The 18,263-nt window shown below is 62.0% G+C and carries 12 protein-coding genes; 4 read left to right on the top strand and 8 right to left on the bottom strand.

The annotated features are described in order from the left end of the window. The first annotated feature begins 28 nt into the window (after positions 1 to 28). On the top strand, positions 29 to 919 hold the full coding sequence (gene galU, locus AMA01_RS01115) for a UTP--glucose-1-phosphate uridylyltransferase GalU (protein ID WP_067846136.1): 891 nt from the start codon (positions 29 to 31) through the stop codon (positions 917 to 919). Between the two features lie 162 nt (positions 920 to 1,081). Beyond that, complete coding sequence (locus AMA01_RS01110) at positions 1,082 to 1,984, top strand: C40 family peptidase (RefSeq protein ID WP_067845987.1); 903 nt, start codon at positions 1,082 to 1,084, stop codon at positions 1,982 to 1,984. Between the two features lie 78 nt (positions 1,985 to 2,062). Here AMA01_RS01110 and AMA01_RS01105 read toward each other — a convergent pair whose 3' ends face one another. The 3 genes from AMA01_RS01105 to AMA01_RS01095 form a co-directional block, all read right to left on the bottom strand. Continuing rightward, the gene (locus AMA01_RS01105) at positions 2,063 to 2,554 is read right to left on the bottom strand and encodes a hypothetical protein (protein WP_067845984.1); all 492 of its coding nucleotides are present in this window, start codon (positions 2,552 to 2,554) and stop codon (positions 2,063 to 2,065) included. A gap of 130 nt (positions 2,555 to 2,684) precedes the next feature. Further along, the gene (locus tag AMA01_RS01100; RefSeq protein ID WP_067845982.1) at positions 2,685 to 6,374 is read right to left on the bottom strand and encodes a UvrD-helicase domain-containing protein; all 3,690 of its coding nucleotides are present in this window, start codon (positions 6,372 to 6,374) and stop codon (positions 2,685 to 2,687) included. Then, the gene (locus AMA01_RS01095) at positions 6,371 to 9,925 is read right to left on the bottom strand and encodes a PD-(D/E)XK nuclease family protein (RefSeq protein ID WP_231862763.1); all 3,555 of its coding nucleotides are present in this window, start codon (positions 9,923 to 9,925) and stop codon (positions 6,371 to 6,373) included. Before AMA01_RS01095 ends, AMA01_RS01100 begins: the two co-directional genes overlap by 4 nt. 87 nt (positions 9,926 to 10,012) lie before the next feature. Between AMA01_RS01095 and AMA01_RS01090 the strand changes: the two genes are divergently transcribed. Further along, on the top strand, positions 10,013 to 11,227 hold the full coding sequence (locus tag AMA01_RS01090) for an MFS transporter (RefSeq protein WP_067845979.1): 1,215 nt from the start codon (positions 10,013 to 10,015) through the stop codon (positions 11,225 to 11,227). Positions 11,228 to 11,382: 155 nt separating this feature from the next. Here AMA01_RS01090 and AMA01_RS01085 read toward each other — a convergent pair whose 3' ends face one another. The 3 genes from AMA01_RS01085 to gabT form a co-directional block, all read right to left on the bottom strand. Then, entirely contained in the window at positions 11,383 to 12,183 is an 801-nt protein-coding gene (locus tag AMA01_RS01085; RefSeq protein WP_082743850.1) for a carbon-nitrogen hydrolase family protein, read from the bottom strand. Then, positions 12,180 to 13,523, bottom strand: a complete 1,344-nt coding sequence (locus tag AMA01_RS01080; RefSeq protein ID WP_067845976.1) for an APC family permease — start codon at positions 13,521 to 13,523, stop codon at positions 12,180 to 12,182. The genes AMA01_RS01085 and AMA01_RS01080 overlap by 4 nt, the downstream gene beginning before the upstream one ends. Positions 13,524 to 13,631: 108 nt before the next feature. Then, positions 13,632 to 14,951, bottom strand: a complete 1,320-nt coding sequence (gabT, locus tag AMA01_RS01075) for a 4-aminobutyrate--2-oxoglutarate transaminase (protein WP_067845973.1) — start codon at positions 14,949 to 14,951, stop codon at positions 13,632 to 13,634. Positions 14,952 to 15,212: 261 nt separating this feature from the next. Here gabT and AMA01_RS01070 point away from each other — a divergent pair, with 261 nt between their 5' ends. After that, on the top strand, positions 15,213 to 16,814 hold the full coding sequence (locus AMA01_RS01070) for a sigma-54 interaction domain-containing protein (RefSeq protein ID WP_067845970.1): 1,602 nt from the start codon (positions 15,213 to 15,215) through the stop codon (positions 16,812 to 16,814). Positions 16,815 to 16,969: 155 nt separating this feature from the next. On the opposite strand, the gene dusB is transcribed toward AMA01_RS01070, so the two are convergent. Beyond that, positions 16,970 to 17,956, bottom strand: coding sequence for a tRNA dihydrouridine synthase DusB (gene dusB / locus AMA01_RS01065; RefSeq protein ID WP_067845967.1), 987 nt, complete (start codon positions 17,954 to 17,956; stop codon positions 16,970 to 16,972). 66 nt (positions 17,957 to 18,022) lie between these two features. Next, a complete protein-coding gene (locus AMA01_RS01060) occupies positions 18,023 to 18,253 on the bottom strand; it encodes a TM2 domain-containing protein (RefSeq protein ID WP_067845964.1) in 231 nt (76 codons plus the stop codon). Positions 18,254 to 18,263: the final 10 nt, after the last annotated feature.

The raw sequence follows: 18,263 nt of genomic DNA, 5'->3' as shown, positions 1-18,263 counted from the left end.
TGTGCGAAACATCGCAGAGGTGAAGAAGATGAAGGTCAGAAAAGCGGTCATCCCGGCCGCGGGCTTTGGCACGCGTATGCTCCCGGCCACCAAGGCCGTGCCGAAAGAAATGCTGCCCATCCTGAACAAGCCATGCATCCAATATATCGTGGAAGAGGCTGTTTATTCTGGAATCGAAGAGATCCTCATCATCACCGGGCGAGCCAAGAAGGCCATCGAGGACCATTTCGACCGGTCGCCCGAGCTGGAACTGCACCTGGAGCAAAGTCGAAAGTCCAACATGCTGACTGAGGTGCAGGCCATCTCGGACTTGGTGAACATTCACTACGTGCGCCAGAAGACGCCACTCGGGTTGGGGCACGCCATTCTTTGTGCGCGATCGTTCGTGGGTGGGGAGCCATTTGCCGTGCTGCTCGGCGACGACATCATCCAGTCGGAAGAGCCGGTGGTCCGCCAGCTCATGAAACAATACGCAGATCCAGAGCGCGCTCTACTCGGTGTCCAACCCGTCCCGGCCGCGGACGTGTCGAAGTATGGAATCATTGAGCCAGCCCGCATCGTGGTGGGTCCAGAACCGTTCCCGGTCAGGCGACTCATCGAGAAGCCCAACGAGGCCGAAGCGCCTTCGAATTTCGCGGTGCTCGGACGATACATACTGCCTCCGTCGATCTTCGACGCGCTCGAGCAGACGCCCATCGGGCACGGCGGCGAACTCCAGCTCACCGACGCCCTGCAGAAGCTCGCCGCGATGGGCCTCGTCGATGCATATCAATTCGAAGGCGTCCGGCACGACATCGGCAACCTCGAAGGCTGGCTCAAGGCGAATTTGGCCTTTGGCCTGGAGGACCCGAAGCTTGCCGCTTCCATGCGCAAGTGGCTGATGGACGATCGCGTCCAGAGCCGCCTCGCGAACTACTGATCGAGATGTCCGGTGCCGAACTGGGGCGAGATCGGCGCCGGGCATTTGGATTTTATTGTTTTGGATGCTTTTTCTCTGGTTTCATTTACATAAAGGAGTCCCCCGAGGGCGCCTCGAAATCGAACGTTGTCGAAAACCTTCGATTTCGAGAGGATGGAGAGCATGAGACTTCGGAGCGCCCGGATGTTCGCCACCCTGACGCTCACCTTCGCCGCGCTCGGCCCCGCCACAGCGCTCGCGGCCGCAGTTCATCAGCCTGCCACGTACACCATTCGCCAGGGCGACACGCTGTACCGCATCGCGGAGGCTCGTCACCTGCCACTCACGGCTCTGGAACTCGCCAACCCCCAACTGTCCAATCCGAACCAGATCGCCGCAGGCCAGACGGTGACCCTGCCGACGACCTACACCGTCCAGCCCGGTGACACCATCTATCTCATCGCGCAGGCGCACAACCTCACGGTTTCGGCCATCCTGCAGGCAAATCCGGGAATCAACCCGCTGGACCTCATGGTCGGACAGACCTTGTTCCTGCCCATTCCCGCGGCCAACACGGCAGCCGTTCCCCCAACCTCGACAGGCACAGCGAGCTCAAGCGGAACCTCGGCCAGCTCGGATCCATCCACCTCCAGCCAGACCCCGGCCAATCTCGCACAGCTTCGACAGGAAATTCTGACGTATGCGAAATCGTTCCTCGGCACGCCTTACTGCTGGGGCGGAGACTCGCCCAAGACTGGCTTCGACTGCTCAGGATTTGTCGAGTACGTGTTCGGACACTTCGGAATCCAACTGCCGAGGGAGTCGCACGATCAGGCCACCGTGGGAACACCTGTAAGCCAGTCAAGCCTCCAACCGGGCGATCTTCTCTTTTTCAGCGATACAGACAGTTACGCTTCCCTGTACGCCAACCACGTGACGCACGTCGGCATTTATATGGGCAACGGGTCGATGATCGAGTCGTCGTCCGCTCACAACGGCGAAGGTGTCGTCATTGTGCAGAACGTGTTTCAAAATCCGTACTATGTGGCCCACTATGCTGGGGCGCGGGACGTGATCGGATCGTAAGAGTCCAACGGGCGGCCAAGGCACTGCCTCGGCCGCCCATCTTGATGTGGCGCTCGGGCGAGGCCGCGATGGATGTCGTCAACGAACGCCCCACCACACCACGCCTTTTCGGAACGCGATGATAGACAGCCCCACGAACACGACAATGATGCAGATGAGGTTCAAAACGGGAATGCCCACGCCCGCGTAAAAGTACGCGTAGACGGGGCTCATGCCAAACCCGCGAAACAGTTTGGCGTACCACACCGCCAAAATGATTCCAGAAAGCGTCCCCGTGAGGATGGTCACCCATGTGAACGAGTGACCGATGCCCGGCGGGGAGATGCCCACCCCGATGAGCGAGATGACGGTGGGCAGCAGGATCCACCACCCGCGCATGCCGATGGCGTTCAACATCTTAATCATTCCGTAGAAAGGAATCCAGGCCGCCCAAGGCTTGCTGACGCCCGTCTTCTTGAGCACCCGATAAAATACAATGGCCGCGTAGATATAGGTGGGTACGCCCACCACGACCATCGCAATCAGCATGATGCCGAAGACCCAAACCATCGCGTGCGGCGAAACCGCCATACATCCTCCCCCTGTCCCCCGACTCGAACGCCAGAAGTGCGTTCTCTCCTGACTATATCGGAGACAGGAAGAACGATCAATGTGTGGATTCCGAGGATTTTCTCGTCCATTCGAGGTGAATGGAGGAATCTCAAGCGCGCTCCACCCATTCCTGCAGGCGGGATCCCAAAAAGCGCGTCCTGGTCAATCGGCATTCGCGCGCATGAACAAAATACAGGTACACCTCCGGCTCCGTTCCAACGGCCTCCAGGACCGCCGCCGCATAGGTCGCCACCTGCGGTTCATACGCGCGGACCAAGCGGTCGATGTCAGCCGCATCCCTCGCCTGATCCGTCTTGTAGTCGATCACGGCATACCCACGCGCGTCCCGGATCAAGCAGTCGATGACCCCCTGCACCACCACCGGCGCCTGCTCGTCGCCGGTGCGCACGTCGACGCGGTAGAAGAACGGCTGCTCGCGGTACACCTCATCCGCCGTCAGGACGCGATGTCCCAGAGGGGAGGCAAAGAACGCGATGACGTCCGCAGGATCGAGCGCCGCCACCATGCGCGCATCCAACAGGCCTTGCTCGAGCAGCGCCTGCGCCGCGCGCACCACCTCGTCTGGGATCGCGTAGGCCTGCAAAGGCGCCCGCTGCATGAACGCGTGGAACGCCACGCCTCGCTCGCGAGGCGAAGCACCGGACGGGCGGACAAAGGCCGGATCGTCCAGCACACCTCCTGCAGGGCGCCCGTGCGCTTCAAGCTCTCGCTCGGCAAATAGGCGTCGGATGTCGGTGGCGGTGAGCTTGCTTGGCAGCGATACGCGAGGAGCCCGCTCGTGCGTCTCGATGCGCAAAGCGCGTTCCCACGACCCGCCTTGCCACAGGCGGCGCAGTTCGTCCGCCACCTCGTGGGCGCAGGGCAGTGGCGCCTTGCGCACGGGCGATGGCGGCTCACTGGCCGCCTGTCCCTGCGGCATGCCGTTGACCTCCACCTCGAGTTCGAAGCGAGCGCCGGAGACCTGAAGCACGGGGGCGCGAACCTCACCGGCCTCTTTCCGGAGCCACGCGCCGTCTGGATGGCGCATGAGTGCAGGCACGATCCAGGATGCGTAGGACTTCCCGTCGACAAGGGCCTCTGGTGTCAGGCGTCCCTCGTCGTCAAGGGCGTCCGCGGCATCCGCGAGTTTCGACACGTCGCCCGCGTGCCCCACCACCACGAGGCGCTCCTTGGCGCGCGTCAGCGCGACGTACAGGACCCTCGCCTCTTCTGTCCGCGAAGCCTCGAGGTTGGCGTGTTCCACGGCGATGGAAGGGATGGTCCTCCAGTGTACGCCCGCCTTTGGGTCGCGCATTGTCGCCCCAATCCCGAGCCGGCGATGCAGGGCGAGCGTACGCGGGTTATGCGGGAACTGCCGGCCCATCCCGAGTACGTACACGTGCGGAAACTCGAGCCCTTTTGAGCCGTGAATGGTCATGACCCCCACGCTGTCCCCGACCGCCCCTTGCGCGTGGCCGAGATCGACGTCCGCCTCCTCGAGCCCGCGCACCATGGCGAGAAAACGGTAGAGATCGCCGGCGTGAGGCGCGTGAGACTGTGCCAGTCGAATCAGCTGCTCGAGGTTCGCCGCGCGGACGGCGCCGCGCGGCATGGCGCGAAGATACAGGTCGATCTCGACCTCGCGGGCGATCTCGCGCAGGAGGTCTCCGGGCGCCAGCGTGCGGGCGAGGCCGCGCCAGCGCTCGAAGCGCTCCACCGCGGAGCGCAGTGCATCTCGCGCGGCCTGGTTGTCGCGCGCAGCTTCTCGCAGCGCGTGCCACAGCGGTCCGCGCGGGCGAACGAGCCGCGCGGCGGCGAGGTCCTCGTCGCAGAGACCCACAAACGGCGACTTGAGCGCCGCGGCGAGCGCCAGGCTGTCAAGCGGGTTGTCAAGCGAAGTGAGGAGGCAAATCGCCCAACGGATCTCCATCGCATGAAAGAAGCCGCTCGAGGACCGGGCCACTGCGGGGATGCCGCGAGAGGCAAGCACCTGCACCACGGTGTTCAGATTCTCGCCGCCAGCGCGAAGCAGGATGGCCACGTCCTGATAACGCAATTCGCGACACGTCTTCCCCGCGCGATCGTACACCTTCTCTCCGCGTGCCACCGCCTGGGCAATCTGGTCCGCGACCCACATGGCTTCTATCTCAAGTTTTTCGCGCGCCACCTGCTCGTCGTCTTCTCCATCGCCTGCCTGACTGTTGTCCGCCCCTTCCTGGTCCTCCTCGGCCTCTTTACCCCGAACTTCCTCGTCCCCGGAAAAGAACAGCTTGATCTTGACGGGACACGGCTCGCCATCGTCGCCTGGATAGGCCGCCTCAGGTTTCATCTCGTGCCCGTCCGCGTAGTCGAATCCCGCGACGTCCGCGCGAAACAGTTGCCCAAACAGGTAGTTGACGAAGCGGACGATGCCGGATCGGCTTCGGTAGTTGGCCGTAAGGTCGATGGCCTCGCCACCGCCCTTCTGCGCATACTTGCGGTATCGGTCGAGAAACAGCTCGGGCTCGGCCATGCGAAAGCCGTAGATGCTCTGCTTCACATCGCCTACCAGGAACAGCCCCCCTGGCGGCGCGACGGCGTCGACGATGGCATCCTGAATCGGGCTCGTATCTTGGTATTCATCGACGAATACGTACCGGTATCGCGCGTGAAGTGCAGCGCGTACCCCGTGGTCCTTCGCGAGAAGTTCGTGCGCCAGATGCTCCAAGTCCGAAAATGACAGGCGATTTTCTTCAAGCCGACGCGATTTCGCGCGCGCCAGCGTCTCCCGGGCGACACCCGTCAGCACCTCGATGTGCGGCCGCATGGATTGCACGTCGGCTTCAAGGGCGGCGCGCCCGCGGCCCAATATCTTTCGCAGCCTGTCCACGGCTTTGTTCGCGCGTTCTCGCCACTTTCGAAATGGCACATATTCATCCGATTTAGGAACCTTACTCGACTTCCAGTTGATGAGGCGCGAAATGTGGTCCGGATCAAACGACGAATCGGGGGCTGAAAGGCAGCTCAGCGCCTCACGCAGATTGGAACTTGCCGAACGCACGCTCTCGATCAAGGTCTCCGGCGCTTGGATTCGCTCGAGTTCCTCCAGCCCCTTCCGCATGGACTGAAGCGCCTGGGCGACGTTCATGCGCGCCCAGCGCGCGAACGCCTCGCCGAACGGCCCCTCCCACAGGCCGCCCGCATCGTAATGCCTCGCGATTTCCGCGAGCCATGCGCCGGGATCGACCTGGCTCAACGCGACTTCGCACAATTCCAACACGCCGCTCACAGCCTGCGTGTGCCGATGAAGCCGGAGTCCAACGAGCGCCGCACGGAGCTGCGGCCCGCGCTCGGGATGGCGCGCCCACTCGTCGAGCGTCGCCTCGGCGGCCGCGCGCAAGAGCACCGCGTCCTCCTCGCCTGACAGCACGACAAAGCCCGGGACGAGACCTGCCTCCACGGCGTGATCGCGCAAGAGAGAGCGGCAAAAGCTGTGAATCGTCGAGATCTGGGCGTCCTGCGCGCGCTGCGTGAGCCTGCGAAAGCGGCGCGCCTTCGCGGAGTCGCCTGCCTGCTCTGCCTCGGCGGCGCGATCGGCCAATCGGCGCACGATGCGTGCGCGCATTTCCTCCGCCGCCGCTTCCGTGAAGGTCATCACAAGCAGCTGATGCATCCGGAACATCGGATCCTTTTCCGCGAGACTCGCGATTCGCTCGGCCAAGACCGCCGTCTTACCCGATCCGGCCCCCGCAGAGACTACGAGATTCGTTCCATGCCTAGTGATGGCTCGCTTTTGTTCGTCCGACCAGTTCACGCTCATCGGTTCGCCTCCCCGCCGGCGATCACGTCGTCAAACTTCAGCTTCGGCACAGCGCGATACAGGTCGAAGTGATCCGCGCGCTCGAAGTGACACAGGGCATTGTAGGGGCAATTCGTACAGCCGCTGTCCTGGTGGTTCAGATGGTAGGGCGAAACGCGCACCTCGCCCTCGGCGATGGCTCGGGCCGCTTCCTCAGCCCTGCGCTCGACGTGATGCAGCACCACCTGCCACTCGTCCTCGCGCCAAGCAGTCGCATTTTTGGCCCAGCCGCTTTTTGAGAACTGGTCGCTGTAGGACACGGAGGCGCGATACTGCGCGAGATCTTTGTTCACGCGCAGGACCGCTTCCTCGTCCCGCAGGAAAAAGCCCTTGGCGCGATAGGCGCCGAGTTGCACAGCCTCCTTGGTGAGGTCCGGCGGGACGTCACACAGGTCTCGCTTCCCCGCGAGCGGCATGTAGAACGCGCCGTACAGCTTCGCAGGCGCGCCTTCCACTGCCTCCGCCTCGCGCATGGCGATGGTGGCATACATCAGCAGTTGGAGTTGCAGTCCTTGGTACAGCTTGGACGGGTTCAGCCTCGTGTCCGACGATTTGTAGTCGTACACGCACAGCGCCAACTCGCCCTCTTCCAACCGGTCGACGCGATCGATCCGGCCATCGACGACCACGCGCACCCCGTTCCACACGCCCATCTCGACATCGCGAAACTCCTTCTCGAGCCAGAGGGGACGCATCTCGCCACGCGCGAGCTGCATCCAGATGGCACGCACGACAAACTCGAAGTGGCGCTTTCGTTCCCCGACATACGCGGCTACGTCCGGCCCGCCGAGCGCTGCCTCGAGCTTCGTGTCCTGTGCGGCTTGATGAAGCGCCTGGTGGGCAATGTCGACAAGCGCCGTTTCCCGTTCCTCATCGCCAAGTTGAGACAGCGTGGGGTAGTCCTCCGCCAACCGCTGTGTCGCCAGCTGAACCGCTGCGTGGATCCACGTACCTGCGTCCCGCTCAACCTCCTGCCCGAGCGCGAGCGGCTCCAATCGGAGTGCATAATGAGCGAAATGGCGGTAGGAACACTTGGCGTACGTCTCCAGGCGGCTCACGCTCACATGGACGGGATCGCCGTATAGCTGCGGAATCCAATCCTGAGGGATGCGCCAAGGCCGCGGGCGATGGCATAGCCCCGCGAGGACAAGTTGCAAGCGGGAATCGTCAACCTGCTGCGTCCATACGTGCGTCAGCACATCTTGCACCACCGGCTCCTGTGCCACCTGCTTGAGAGGGATCCCGGTATGCACGCGGCTCAATGCATCCGCGAACAGTCGCATGGCCTGCACTGGGTGAACCGGGACGGCACCTTCTTCTCGAGCCGCGCGGATCGACAGGAAGCCGCCTTCGATGAGCGAAGCGAGCGCCGGCGTGAGACGCCGTTCGATGCCATTTTCGTTCGCCGCACACGTCACGACGAGTTCCTCGGAAGCGCGCGTCAGGACCCGGTATGGGAGGCTTGCAAGCAAACACCGCTCGTCCTCGGAGGTGCGGCCGAGCGGGCGCAGGAACACGTCCGCAAAGGCGAGGCGCTCGTCGTCGCGCAGAATGCCACTCGACTCCACACGCGGAGGCAGCGACCCGTCGTCCGCGGAAACGACGAACACCCTTGGGCGTGACCAGTTGTCGGCGCGCACGAAATCGCATATGAACACGGAATCGGCGTCGCGCGGGATCCGCGTGAGCCGGACGTTGCGCAAGGATTCAAGGATGAGATCGGCCACCTCGTAGGCGGGCAGCTCGGCCTCGGGCTGAAGGGTGGCGAGATCGTCGAGAAGCGCCGTCACCGCGCCCCAGGCCTGCTCGTGAATGACGCCGCCCGTGGGATCGTCTCCGACCTGAACCACCCACCGCGCGAGCACATCCTTCGCGGCAAAAGCCTGGATCAATTCCCACAGGGCGCGGGCAGCCTCCCCGGGGCGAACCATCGGCTGCGCAAAGACCTGAATTACCGGGCGAAGCGCGTCGGCCACTTGTCTCCGGATTTCGTCCGCGTCTTCGTCGCGTAGTCCGGACGCCGAGCGCGGACTGCGAGCGGCGAACGCCCACGGATCCGGCGCCAGCCATGCCGCAAACCCGCTGACGCCATGTTCGCGGACATACAGATCGAACGCTTCGCGCCGCTTCACATTCACAAGTGGACAGCGAAGGAGGCCGGCGAGGGCGTCGAGATCGAACCCGGTCCTCACCGCGCCGATGGCACCGCGCATGAGCTGCCCGATGGGGTGATCCGCCAGCGTGGAGAACACGTCGATGGAAACCGGGATACCGCGCACCTCGAGCTCGTCCGCGAGGTCGCGCCCGATGCTATCGAGCGCCGGGACGCACACCGCGACATCCCGCGGTCTCACCCCCTCCTGTTGCACGAGGTGCGCGATCTCGTCCGCAACTGCGCTCAATTCCTGGGCGCGATCGCCAAACACGCTCACACGGATGCCGTCCATGGGCTCTTTCGGCGCATGGCCCGCGAGCGCCCGCTCGAGACGGATGAGCGGCGACGCGTGGAAGCGGCCCCCGGGCGAGCTTGCCAGCATACGGTGGGCCTCTTGCTCAAGCTGGTCCCGCTCAAAGTCACGCGCGCAAGCGAACAGGTGATAAGCAGCCACAGCCTGAACTTCACCCGCGAATCGATCTTCGTTTTCATCGAGCCAGGCGGTTAGGTGCGGCCACGCCTCCGGGGAAGACGCCTCCTTGAGCAGCGCTTCCCACGGCACCCCCTCGAGGCCGATGTCATCCCAGGTGATGACCACCCGCTTGGCGCGCCGTGCGAGCGCGGAGATGAATTGTCGTTCTGCGGGCGAAAAGGTGTGAAAGCCATCGAAATAGAGCGACGCCTCTTCAAGCCAGGAGACGTGGGGCGCCGCGTTCACCGCGTCCAGGTAGACGAGCGCGGGCTCTCCGTACCCCGCCTCATCGGCAAGGTGCCTGTAGCGCACGTAAAGCTTGAGCACATCACTCAACTTGCCCACGAGGGAACGGTGCACCGCCCGTTGCTTCTCCTCCACCTCATCGGAGCGGGCCGCGGACATCTCCAATAAAGCCGCGAGTTGTTCCGGAGACACCCCGTGCGCGGAGAGTTCGTCAAAGGCAGACAAGATGTGATGGTACAGAGAAGCGTTTCGCACCGCGCGACGCAGGGGGCCGAGATCGGACTCGAGCTGGTCGTACGCCGCGCGCAGAAGGAGTTGACGGCCGACCTGCGTCAGGCGTGGCCTCGCCATGCCGCCGTGCGCGCACACGCGGTCCGCGAGCCGCCGCATGGTCACCACTTCGACGCGAAACGCCGCGCGCACTCGATCCATGAGCAGCGTCTCGGCCGCGAATGCCGTCGACTCCGGCACCACCCAGAACACGGGCGGCCCCAACGGCTTCGCGGCAGCGCGGTACATCTCCTCCGCCACTCGCGACGATTTCCCACTCCCCGCGGCTCCGATCCACCAATTCACTCGGTTGCCCATCGCCTTCATCCCTTCCATCTCGACCACACCCATCCGCCATCTTGACGGCACGCGTAAGGCATCCCGGCCTGGGCGCCTGTCACCGTTCGCCGATGCGGCACATATACCGTGGGTAAACGCAAATGTGAGGTGAGTGCAGTGGTCGATCCCGTGTCTCTGCCTGTCAAACGCGTTTCCGCGGCGCGAATTCTCGTCTCTTCCGGACTCGGCCTCCTGTTTGACGCGTTTGACGTGGGCATCCTGTCGTATGTACTCGTGGTCGTTGCCAAGCAGTGGCACTTGACGCACACGGTGACCGGCCTCGTCGGAAGCGTGAGTTCCCTCGGCATGGCCGTGGGATCCGCCCTCGCGGGCCTCTGCGCCGATCGTTTCGGCAGGCGCGCTTTGTTTTTGGTGACCATCCTGATTTACAGCCTGGCGACCGGCCTCTCCGCGTTCGCGGCTGGCATCGGCATCTTCTTTGTGCTGCGCTTTTTCGTCGGCCTCGGGCTTGGAGGCGAACTGCCCGTGGCGACGACCTACGTGCTCGAGTCCTCGCCAGACGAGGTCCGCGCGCGCCGCGTGGTGTTCCTCGAATCCTTCTGGGCTGTGGGATCCCTCGCCGCAGCGCTGGTATCGTACTTCGTCATCCCGTCCTCGGGCTGGCGCGTGGTGTTCCTCATCGGGGCCATCCCGGCCCTCTACACCCTCGTGCTCCGCTTTGCGCTTCCTGAGGCGGCGCGGTACGCTCGACTGCAGCGCCGCAGCACGTTTGGCGAGTCCGTGCGCAACATCTGGTCGCGAAAGCTGGCTCGCCGATCTCTCGTGGCATCCGTCGTCTGGTTTGTGATGAACTACAGTTACTATGGCATGTTTCTATGGTTGCCCTCCGTCCTCTATGACAAAGGGTACTCGCTGGTGCACAGCTTGGGCTACTCGCTTATCATGACACTCGCTCAAATTCCAGGATACATGACAGCCGCGTGGCTTGTCGAACGCTGGGGTCGCAAGCGGACCCTCGTCACAGCGATGATTCTGACGGCACTTTCGGCACTCGCATTCGGATTTGCCTGGAACACGGCCTCGCTCATCGTTTTTGGGCTATTGCTCTCCTTCTTCATGCTCGCGGCCTTCGCAGGCACGTATGCCTTTACCGTGGAGCAGTTCCCGACGATGTTCCGGGCGAGCGGCATGGGATGGGCGGCTGGATTCGGTCGATTTGGCAGTGCCATCGCACCGTTTGCCACAGGCTGGCTGCTCGGAGCGCACCTCGGCTACGAGTGGGTGTTTGGGGTGTTCTTCGCTGTGCTGTTCGTTGGTTTCGTAATTGTGACGGCGCTCGGCAAAGAGACGAAGGGCGTGGCGCTGGAGTAACGGTTCGACCCATGGGCGTCCGCCGGGCGCGCTACGCCCATGGGTCGAGAGAGTCAGCTATCGAGGTCTCGCGTGCGCTTGGCCTGCGCTATGCCAAGCTGACACTGCGCATCCGCAGGCGCTTGTCCACGGCGCATGCCGCGCTTGTCGTTGCATCAAAAGCGCCGTTCGGCCAAGTAGTCGTAGGCGGTCCTGGCTTGCACGATGGCTTGCCACTCCACGTCGACACATTCGACGGCCTCTGCGCCAAGGCCGAGATCGAGCAACACCGTCCCGTCTGGCGCCACCACCGAGCTGTTTCCACGATATCGATAGCGGTCATTCGCACCCACGCGATTGCAGTACACGAGGTACATCTGATTTTCCATCGCTCGAGCCACGGCAAACGTGCGATGAACGCCTTCGTAAGGTTCCATGTTGGCCGCGTTCACGAAGAGCAAGCGGCATCCTGCGAGGGCCAAGTGGCGGGCCGGTTCTGGAAACTCCAAGTCGTAACAGGTCAGCACACCCGAAGGCCAATCCCACAGGAAAAACGGTGCGATGGCGTCTCCCGGCTGGTACCACAGATTTTCTTCGGTAAACAGGTGGATTTTGCGGTAGATGTGAATGGGCGTTCCGCTTTTGTCCACGACCTCGGTTGTGATATGGAAGCCCCCGTTTTCGCCTCTTCCAGGATACGAATAGGCAGTTGCGACGCCGTGGTGCCGGACGAGATCGCGCATCGCACGTTGGAGCGGGCCGTCCGCGGGTTCCGCAAGGCGAACCAGCGCATCGCCAGCGACAAGCCCGGTCAGGCACATTTCCGGCAAGAGCAGAACGTCGGCCCGCTGAGCGCTTGCTTCGCCTAGTACCTGAGACACCTTTTCCAAATTTGCTTCTATATCGCCGTCCGCAATCGCGATTTGCGCGAGCGCCACGCGAATTGCCGCTGGCACGACCTTTGCTCCGGCTTTCATACAGGGATCCCTTCCTGTGCGTCCATGGACAGTTCCGGAGGCGCCTTTTGGAATCCCTTCGTCATGAATGCCAGGTAAATGAGACCCAATATGGCCCAGGCAGCCCCGAGCCGCAGGGCATCCTTGTCCAGGTTGATCAGCAGCCAGAGGTCAAAGACCGCACCCAGCAGCGGAAAGGTGAAGTGAACCAGCCAGTCGCGCACCGTCCGCTGTCCCTGGCGCACGATGTAGTGTGCAATCACGGACAGATTCACGAATGTGAACGCCGAGAACGCGCCGAAGTTAATGAACGAAGTCGACGTCTCCACGCTCATCCAAAGCGCCATCAAAGCGATTGTGCCGATCACGACGACGTTGAATACCGGCGTGCGAAAGCGGGGATGCAGATAGGCAAACGTTCGCCTGGGCAGCACGCCATCCCGGCCCATGGCGTACAACAGTCGGGCGGCGCTCGCCTGGGCCGAGAGTCCGGAGGCGAACTGGGCGACGATGATGCCCGCGAGAAACACCGCGCTGAAGAGCGTCCCACCGATGTCGCGGGCGATTTCAAAAGCAGCCGAATTGACATTGGAAAACGTCAAACTCGGATGGACCAGTTGACCCACGTAGGATGCTACAATGAAAATTACCCCACCCGCGAAAGCCACGAGCAGAATGGCCTTTGGCAGCGTCCGCTTCGGCTCGAAGGTCTCCTCGGTCAATGTGGTAATAGCGTCAAAACCGAGAAAAGAGTAACAGGCGATGGATGCGCCGGCCAGCACGGCCGAGAACGAGCCCCCTTGCGCAGCAAACGGCCGCCATGACAGCCACGACTGATCCGCGTGCGCCAGGTGCGCCATTCCGAGCGCCAAGAACAGCGCGATGACGAGCAATTGGAACATCATCATGAGCACATTGAGGTTGGCCCCAAGTTCAATGCCAAACAGGTTGATGATCGTCGTCACGACGATGAACGCGAGCACCCAAACCCAAACTGGCACGCCGGGAAAAGCCGCGTTCAGATAGGATGCGCCAATCAACCAAATTGCCATGGGAATGAACACATAATCGAGAACAATGGCCCATCCGACCATGAAACCGACATGCGCATTGAGCGATCGGCGCGTGTAGGTGTAGGAAGATCCCGAAACCGGATAAGCCTTGACCATTTTCCCATAGCTGAACGCCGTGAACATCATGGCGATCATCGCGACGAGATAGGAACTCGCCGCCAAACCCTTACTCGCCTCCACAATGGTGCCGTAAATCGCGAACACCACCATCGGCGCGAGATACGCAAGACCGAAGAAGACAACCTGTGGCAGGCGCAGCGTGCGGCGCAGTGACGTCGCCCTCTCCATGCAATTCCTCCTCCGACGCTGAATTGAATCGCTAATTTTCTGAAGTCATCTTCAGCCAGGAAGGAGCGCGCGGCTCCCCCGCGCGCGATCCACCTGGACATCCTCGACCTATAGCTCCGCTTCCGTTTCGCGAATGGCTTGAGCCAGGATGTCGAGGCCCCTTTGCAGTTCGTCGTCGGAGATGACGAGCGGCGACAGCAGACGAATGACGTTGTTGTAGACGCCTGCCTTGACCGTGACAAGGCCATGCGACAAGCATCGCTGGCTAATCTTTGCCACCGCCTCGGGATAGGGTTGTTTCGTCGCACGGTCTTTCACGAGCTCGATGGCCACCATCGCGCCCAAGCCGCGCACATCGCCGATCATCGGATGACGCGCTTGCAACTCGCGCAGGAACGCCATGCTCTTCCTTCCGATTTCACAGGCGCGCTCGGGCAGTCCATCCCGCTCCATGATTTCGATGACCTTGAGCGCTGCCACGCACGCCAGCGGATTGCCGCCATAGGTTCCGCCAAGCCCGCCGGGCTTGGGAGCATCCATCACGTCCGCTTTGCCAACCACAGCCGAAATCGGCAGCCCCCCGCCCATCGACTTCGCCATCACGACCATGTCGGGATCCACATCCGGTGCGTACGCTGTCGCAAACATTCGCCCCGTGCGACCAAAACCGGTCTGCACTTCGTCCACGATCAGCAAAATCCCGTGCTCGCGACACAGCTCCTGTAGCCTCGGTAGAAAGTTCGCCGGCGGCACGATGAAACCGCCCTCTCCCTGCACCGGCTCGACGATCACGGCCGCTACCTGATTTGGATCGACGTAGGTCTCAAAGGCGTGGCGAAGAAACGAGATGGCCTGTTCCGTCAAATCGCCCGCGCCGAACGGGTGCCGGTACGGATTCGGATACGGCATCCGATACACCTCGGGCACAAACGGACCAAAGCCGAGCTTGTACGGATCCACCTTGCTCGTCAGCGACATCCCCAGCATGGTTCGCCCATGAAAACCACCTTCAAACGCGATCACGGCCGAACGCCCTGTGCAGCTTCGCGCAATTTTCACCGCATTTTCTACAGCTTCCGCACCGCTGTTTAACAGCAGCGCCTTCTTGGCGCCCGAGATCGGCGCGATTCGGCACAGCGCTTCCGCCAGCGCCAGATACGGCTCGTTCAGCGCCACATGGACGCAGGTGTGGAATAACTTGTCCGCCTGTGCCTTCACGGCTGCCACGACTTCGGGATGGCTGTGGCCCACGTTCATCACGCCGATCCCGCCTGCGAAATCGATGTACTCCTTGCCACTTTCGTCCCACATCCGCGCTCCTTCTGCGCGAACCATGACGACCGGATTTTGATTCGAGACCCCGCGCGCCACGAACCGGTCGCGGCGGTCAAGCTGAGCTGTTCCCTCGATCTGCGCGGCAGTATCCATGAAATTCCTCCTCGTCATCATCCCGAGCAAATGTTCAGGAGTTCTCCGTCGCCATGTAACCGCAAGCAAATTTCATTCCACATAGGCCATCAATCCGATCTTCGCCATCTCGCTGCAACGCAAAGCTCGAGCGGCTGGCGCAGAAGCCCTCTTTACGCGCGCGGCAATTCTTGCTTGAATGAAATTAAGTCACAAATGCATTACTTCGCTTGCATTACTTCGCTGCGCCCTCGATGAGGACGCGGCAGCGGAGGGCTCGCCGTGCAGGACTGGTCATGGATGGAACACCTCACTGTCCCCATCCTCATCTTCGAACGTGGTCAACTGGCTCGCTGGAATCAGGCGGCCCATGACGCATGGCCATTTCTCGAACAAGGATTTGCGTGGGACGATTTCCGGTCGTCATGGACGGGCGACTGGATTGTACACCTCCACCCTTGGTCAAACGGTGAGTCATTTCTGGTGGAATGCCACCCAGACCTGACGCGACCGGTGGCCGAGCGCCTGCAGGAGATGCGAGAGGCGTACGAGGAACTGGAACTGATTTTTTCCGAGGCATTTGACGAAGTGTTTGTCACCGATGGAAAAGGAATCACAATCCGCGTCAACCGAGCTGCCGAACGGCTCTATGGATTGCGTCAAGAGGACCTGATTGGCCGATCCGTCTTTGACCTGGAGCGACGGGGTGTGTTTTACCCTTCTGTCATTGGTCTCGCCCTGAAATTGCGCCGCCAGGTCACAGTGCTGCAGACGACGTCGGATGGCACGCAGCTTTGGGCCACAGCCAATCCGGTGTTTGATTCAAGTGGCGAGATACGCCTCGTCATTTCGACCGCAAAGGAGATCTCGGACATCGTCCGCCCCGACGCCGCGACGCCCGAACCCATGCGACGCGAGGCGGATGGCGATGACCAGCCGCCCAACATGGTGGCGCATAGCCCAGGGATGCGCCGCGTGTTTCACATCGCCAAGCGGGTAGCACGCACGGACATCTCCTGCCTGCTGCTCGGGGAAACGGGCGTGGGCAAAAGCACATTGGCCGAGTGGATTCATCGAATCAGCCCTCGCCAGCACGGACCGTTCGTGCAAGTCAACTGCGCAGCCCTGCCGGACTCGCTCCTTGAGAGTGAGCTGTTTGGGTACGAAAGCGGCGCATTCACTGGCGCCCTGAAATCCGGGAAACCAGGCAAGGTTGAACTCGCCAACGGGGGCACGCTGTTTTTGGACGAAATCGCGGAAGTGCCCCTGCATCTTCAAGGAAAGCTGTTGGATTTTGTCGAGCGTCGCGTGTTGACGCGAATCGGTGGGACGCGCGTGCACAAAGTGGACGCGCGCATTATTGCGGCGACCAATCGCGACTTGAAACAGATGGTGCGCGATGGACGGTTTCGCGCTGATCTGTACTATCGGCTCACTGGTGTGGAAATTGAGATACCTCCTCTGCGAAACCGGAAGGAAGATATCCCGGAAATCGTGCAACAACTTCTGCGTCAAGTCATTTCGGAGTTTGAGACAAAGGTGAGGCGCGTGCATCCAGCGGTCATTCGGCGACTGGAGCAATACTCCTGGCCGGGGAACGTTCGCGAGCTTGAGCATCTCATCAGGCGCCTTGTGATCCTGAGCGATGGCGATTGTATTCTTCTGTCGGACCTTCGAGACGAGTGGATCGATGAGGTACCGCCGTCTGAAGCCTCCTCATCCGAAGGCCCGCTTGCACAACTCGCACAATTGGAGCGCGCCCTGTACGCGGATGCTGCAAGTCGCTTGCGAACGACGTATGAAATTGCGGAGGCGCTCGGCGTGAGCCAATCCACGGTGGTGCGAAAACTGAAGAAATACGGCTTGTCTATCAAGCGCATGTGATATCGAGAAACTTCATGAGCCACCTCACTCATTCCGCAAGGTGGCTCATGGATCACGATGGTTAAGGCGCAGCGCGGTAGCACCGAACGGCGCGAGAGCAGGCCGAATAACTCGCGCGAAAGTGGAGGGCAGAGTGGCGAGTCCCGCGCTTAGGCTCAGGCGATTTTGCGCCGCAGCACCCATTCGCAGTAGTCGCGCAACACGGCCTCCATGCCCGCCATGGTCGTCTGCTGGTTGATGACCGTCCGCACCTCCGCTGCACCGGGAAGTCCCTTCACGTACCAGGCCGCGTGTTTGCGCATCTCCCGCACGCCGATGTCCTCGCCCTTGAATTCCACCAGCATGCGCATGTGCCGCAACGTCACCTCGAGCCGTTCCTCGACCGAAGGCGGAGCCAGGAGCTCGCCGGTGTCCAGATAATGCGCGATTTCGCGAAAGATCCATGGGTTCCCGAGCGCCGCCCGACCTACCATGACCGCGTCACACCCGGTTTCCTCCATGAGCCGCTTGGCCGATATCGGATCGACCACGTCTCCGTTTCCGATCACGGGAATGCGGACGGCCTCCTTGACGCGGCGAATGATGCTCCAGTCGGCCGTTCCGCTGTACATCTGCTTCGCCGTTCGCCCGTGAACGGCGACCGCCTGCGCCCCGGCCTCCTGGACCGCGAGCGCCACCTCAACCGCGTTGACGTGATCGTCGTCCCATCCCTTTCGGAACTTCACGGTCACGGGCTTGTTCACGCGGCGCACCACGGCTTGGACGATTTGCGCGGCGTAGTTGGGATCGCGCGCGAGGGCCGCGCCGCTTCCGGTCTTGCAGATTTTCAACACGGGACAGCCCATGTTGATATCGATGAGGTCGGCGTTCGTCTCGCCGACCATCTCCGCGGCCTGTTCCATCGAGGCGAGATCGTACCCGACGAGTTGAAGGCTGACGGGATGCTCGTCCGGCAAAATGGTGGTCATCTTTTTCGACTTTTCGTTTCCGCTGACAAGCGCTTTGTCACTGACCATCTCCGCGCAGACCATTCCCGCGCCGAGTTCCTTCGCGAGCCGGCGGAACGGGGGGTTGCACACGCCCGCCATGGGCGCGAGAATGACCGGGGTGTCCAGCGTCACGCCAGCGATGGTGACTTTCACAGGAATCTCTCCTTCGACCGTTCCGGATTGCATGTCCGATATTATAAAGCGAGCCGCGGCTGGGGTTCAACCGCGGTAACCCGCCATGCGAGCCGTCAGGACGAGATCGAACAGCCACCAGATGCCGACCGCAAAGAGAAGGATATGGCCAATGACAGTGGACGCCACGAGTCCGCCGACGACCGTACAGGCTGCCATGAGGAGACCTGTGCCGACGTGGCCGAGATACACGCGATGCACGCCGAGATACCCGAGAAAGAACCACAGTACGTACGCGAGCGCGACACTTCTGCGCATGCCGTACCCC

It is taken from the genome of Alicyclobacillus mali NBRC 102425 (assembly GCF_001570745.1).
Lineage (GTDB): Bacteria > Bacillota > Bacilli > Alicyclobacillales > Alicyclobacillaceae > Alicyclobacillus > Alicyclobacillus mali.
This window is presented reverse-complemented; position numbering and strand designations above follow the sequence as displayed.

Coding starts and splice junctions, on each gene's coding strand:
- galU (WP_067846136.1), top strand. CDS start 29: ATGAAGGTCAGAAAAGCGGTCATCCCGGCCGCGGGCTTTGGCACGCGT.
- AMA01_RS01110 (WP_067845987.1), top strand. CDS start 1,082: ATGAGACTTCGGAGCGCCCGGATGTTCGCCACCCTGACGCTCACCTTC.
- AMA01_RS01105 (WP_067845984.1), bottom strand. CDS start 2,554: ATGGCGGTTTCGCCGCACGCGATGGTTTGGGTCTTCGGCATCATGCTG.
- AMA01_RS01100 (WP_067845982.1), bottom strand. CDS start 6,374: ATGAGCGTGAACTGGTCGGACGAACAAAAGCGAGCCATCACTAGGCAT.
- AMA01_RS01085 (WP_082743850.1), bottom strand. CDS start 12,183: ATGAAAGCCGGAGCAAAGGTCGTGCCAGCGGCAATTCGCGTGGCGCTC.
- AMA01_RS01080 (WP_067845976.1), bottom strand. CDS start 13,523: ATGGAGAGGGCGACGTCACTGCGCCGCACGCTGCGCCTGCCACAGGTT.
- gabT (WP_067845973.1), bottom strand. CDS start 14,951: ATGGATACTGCCGCGCAGATCGAGGGAACAGCTCAGCTTGACCGCCGC.
- AMA01_RS01060 (WP_067845964.1), bottom strand. CDS start 18,253: ATGCGCAGAAGTGTCGCGCTCGCGTACGTACTGTGGTTCTTTCTCGGG.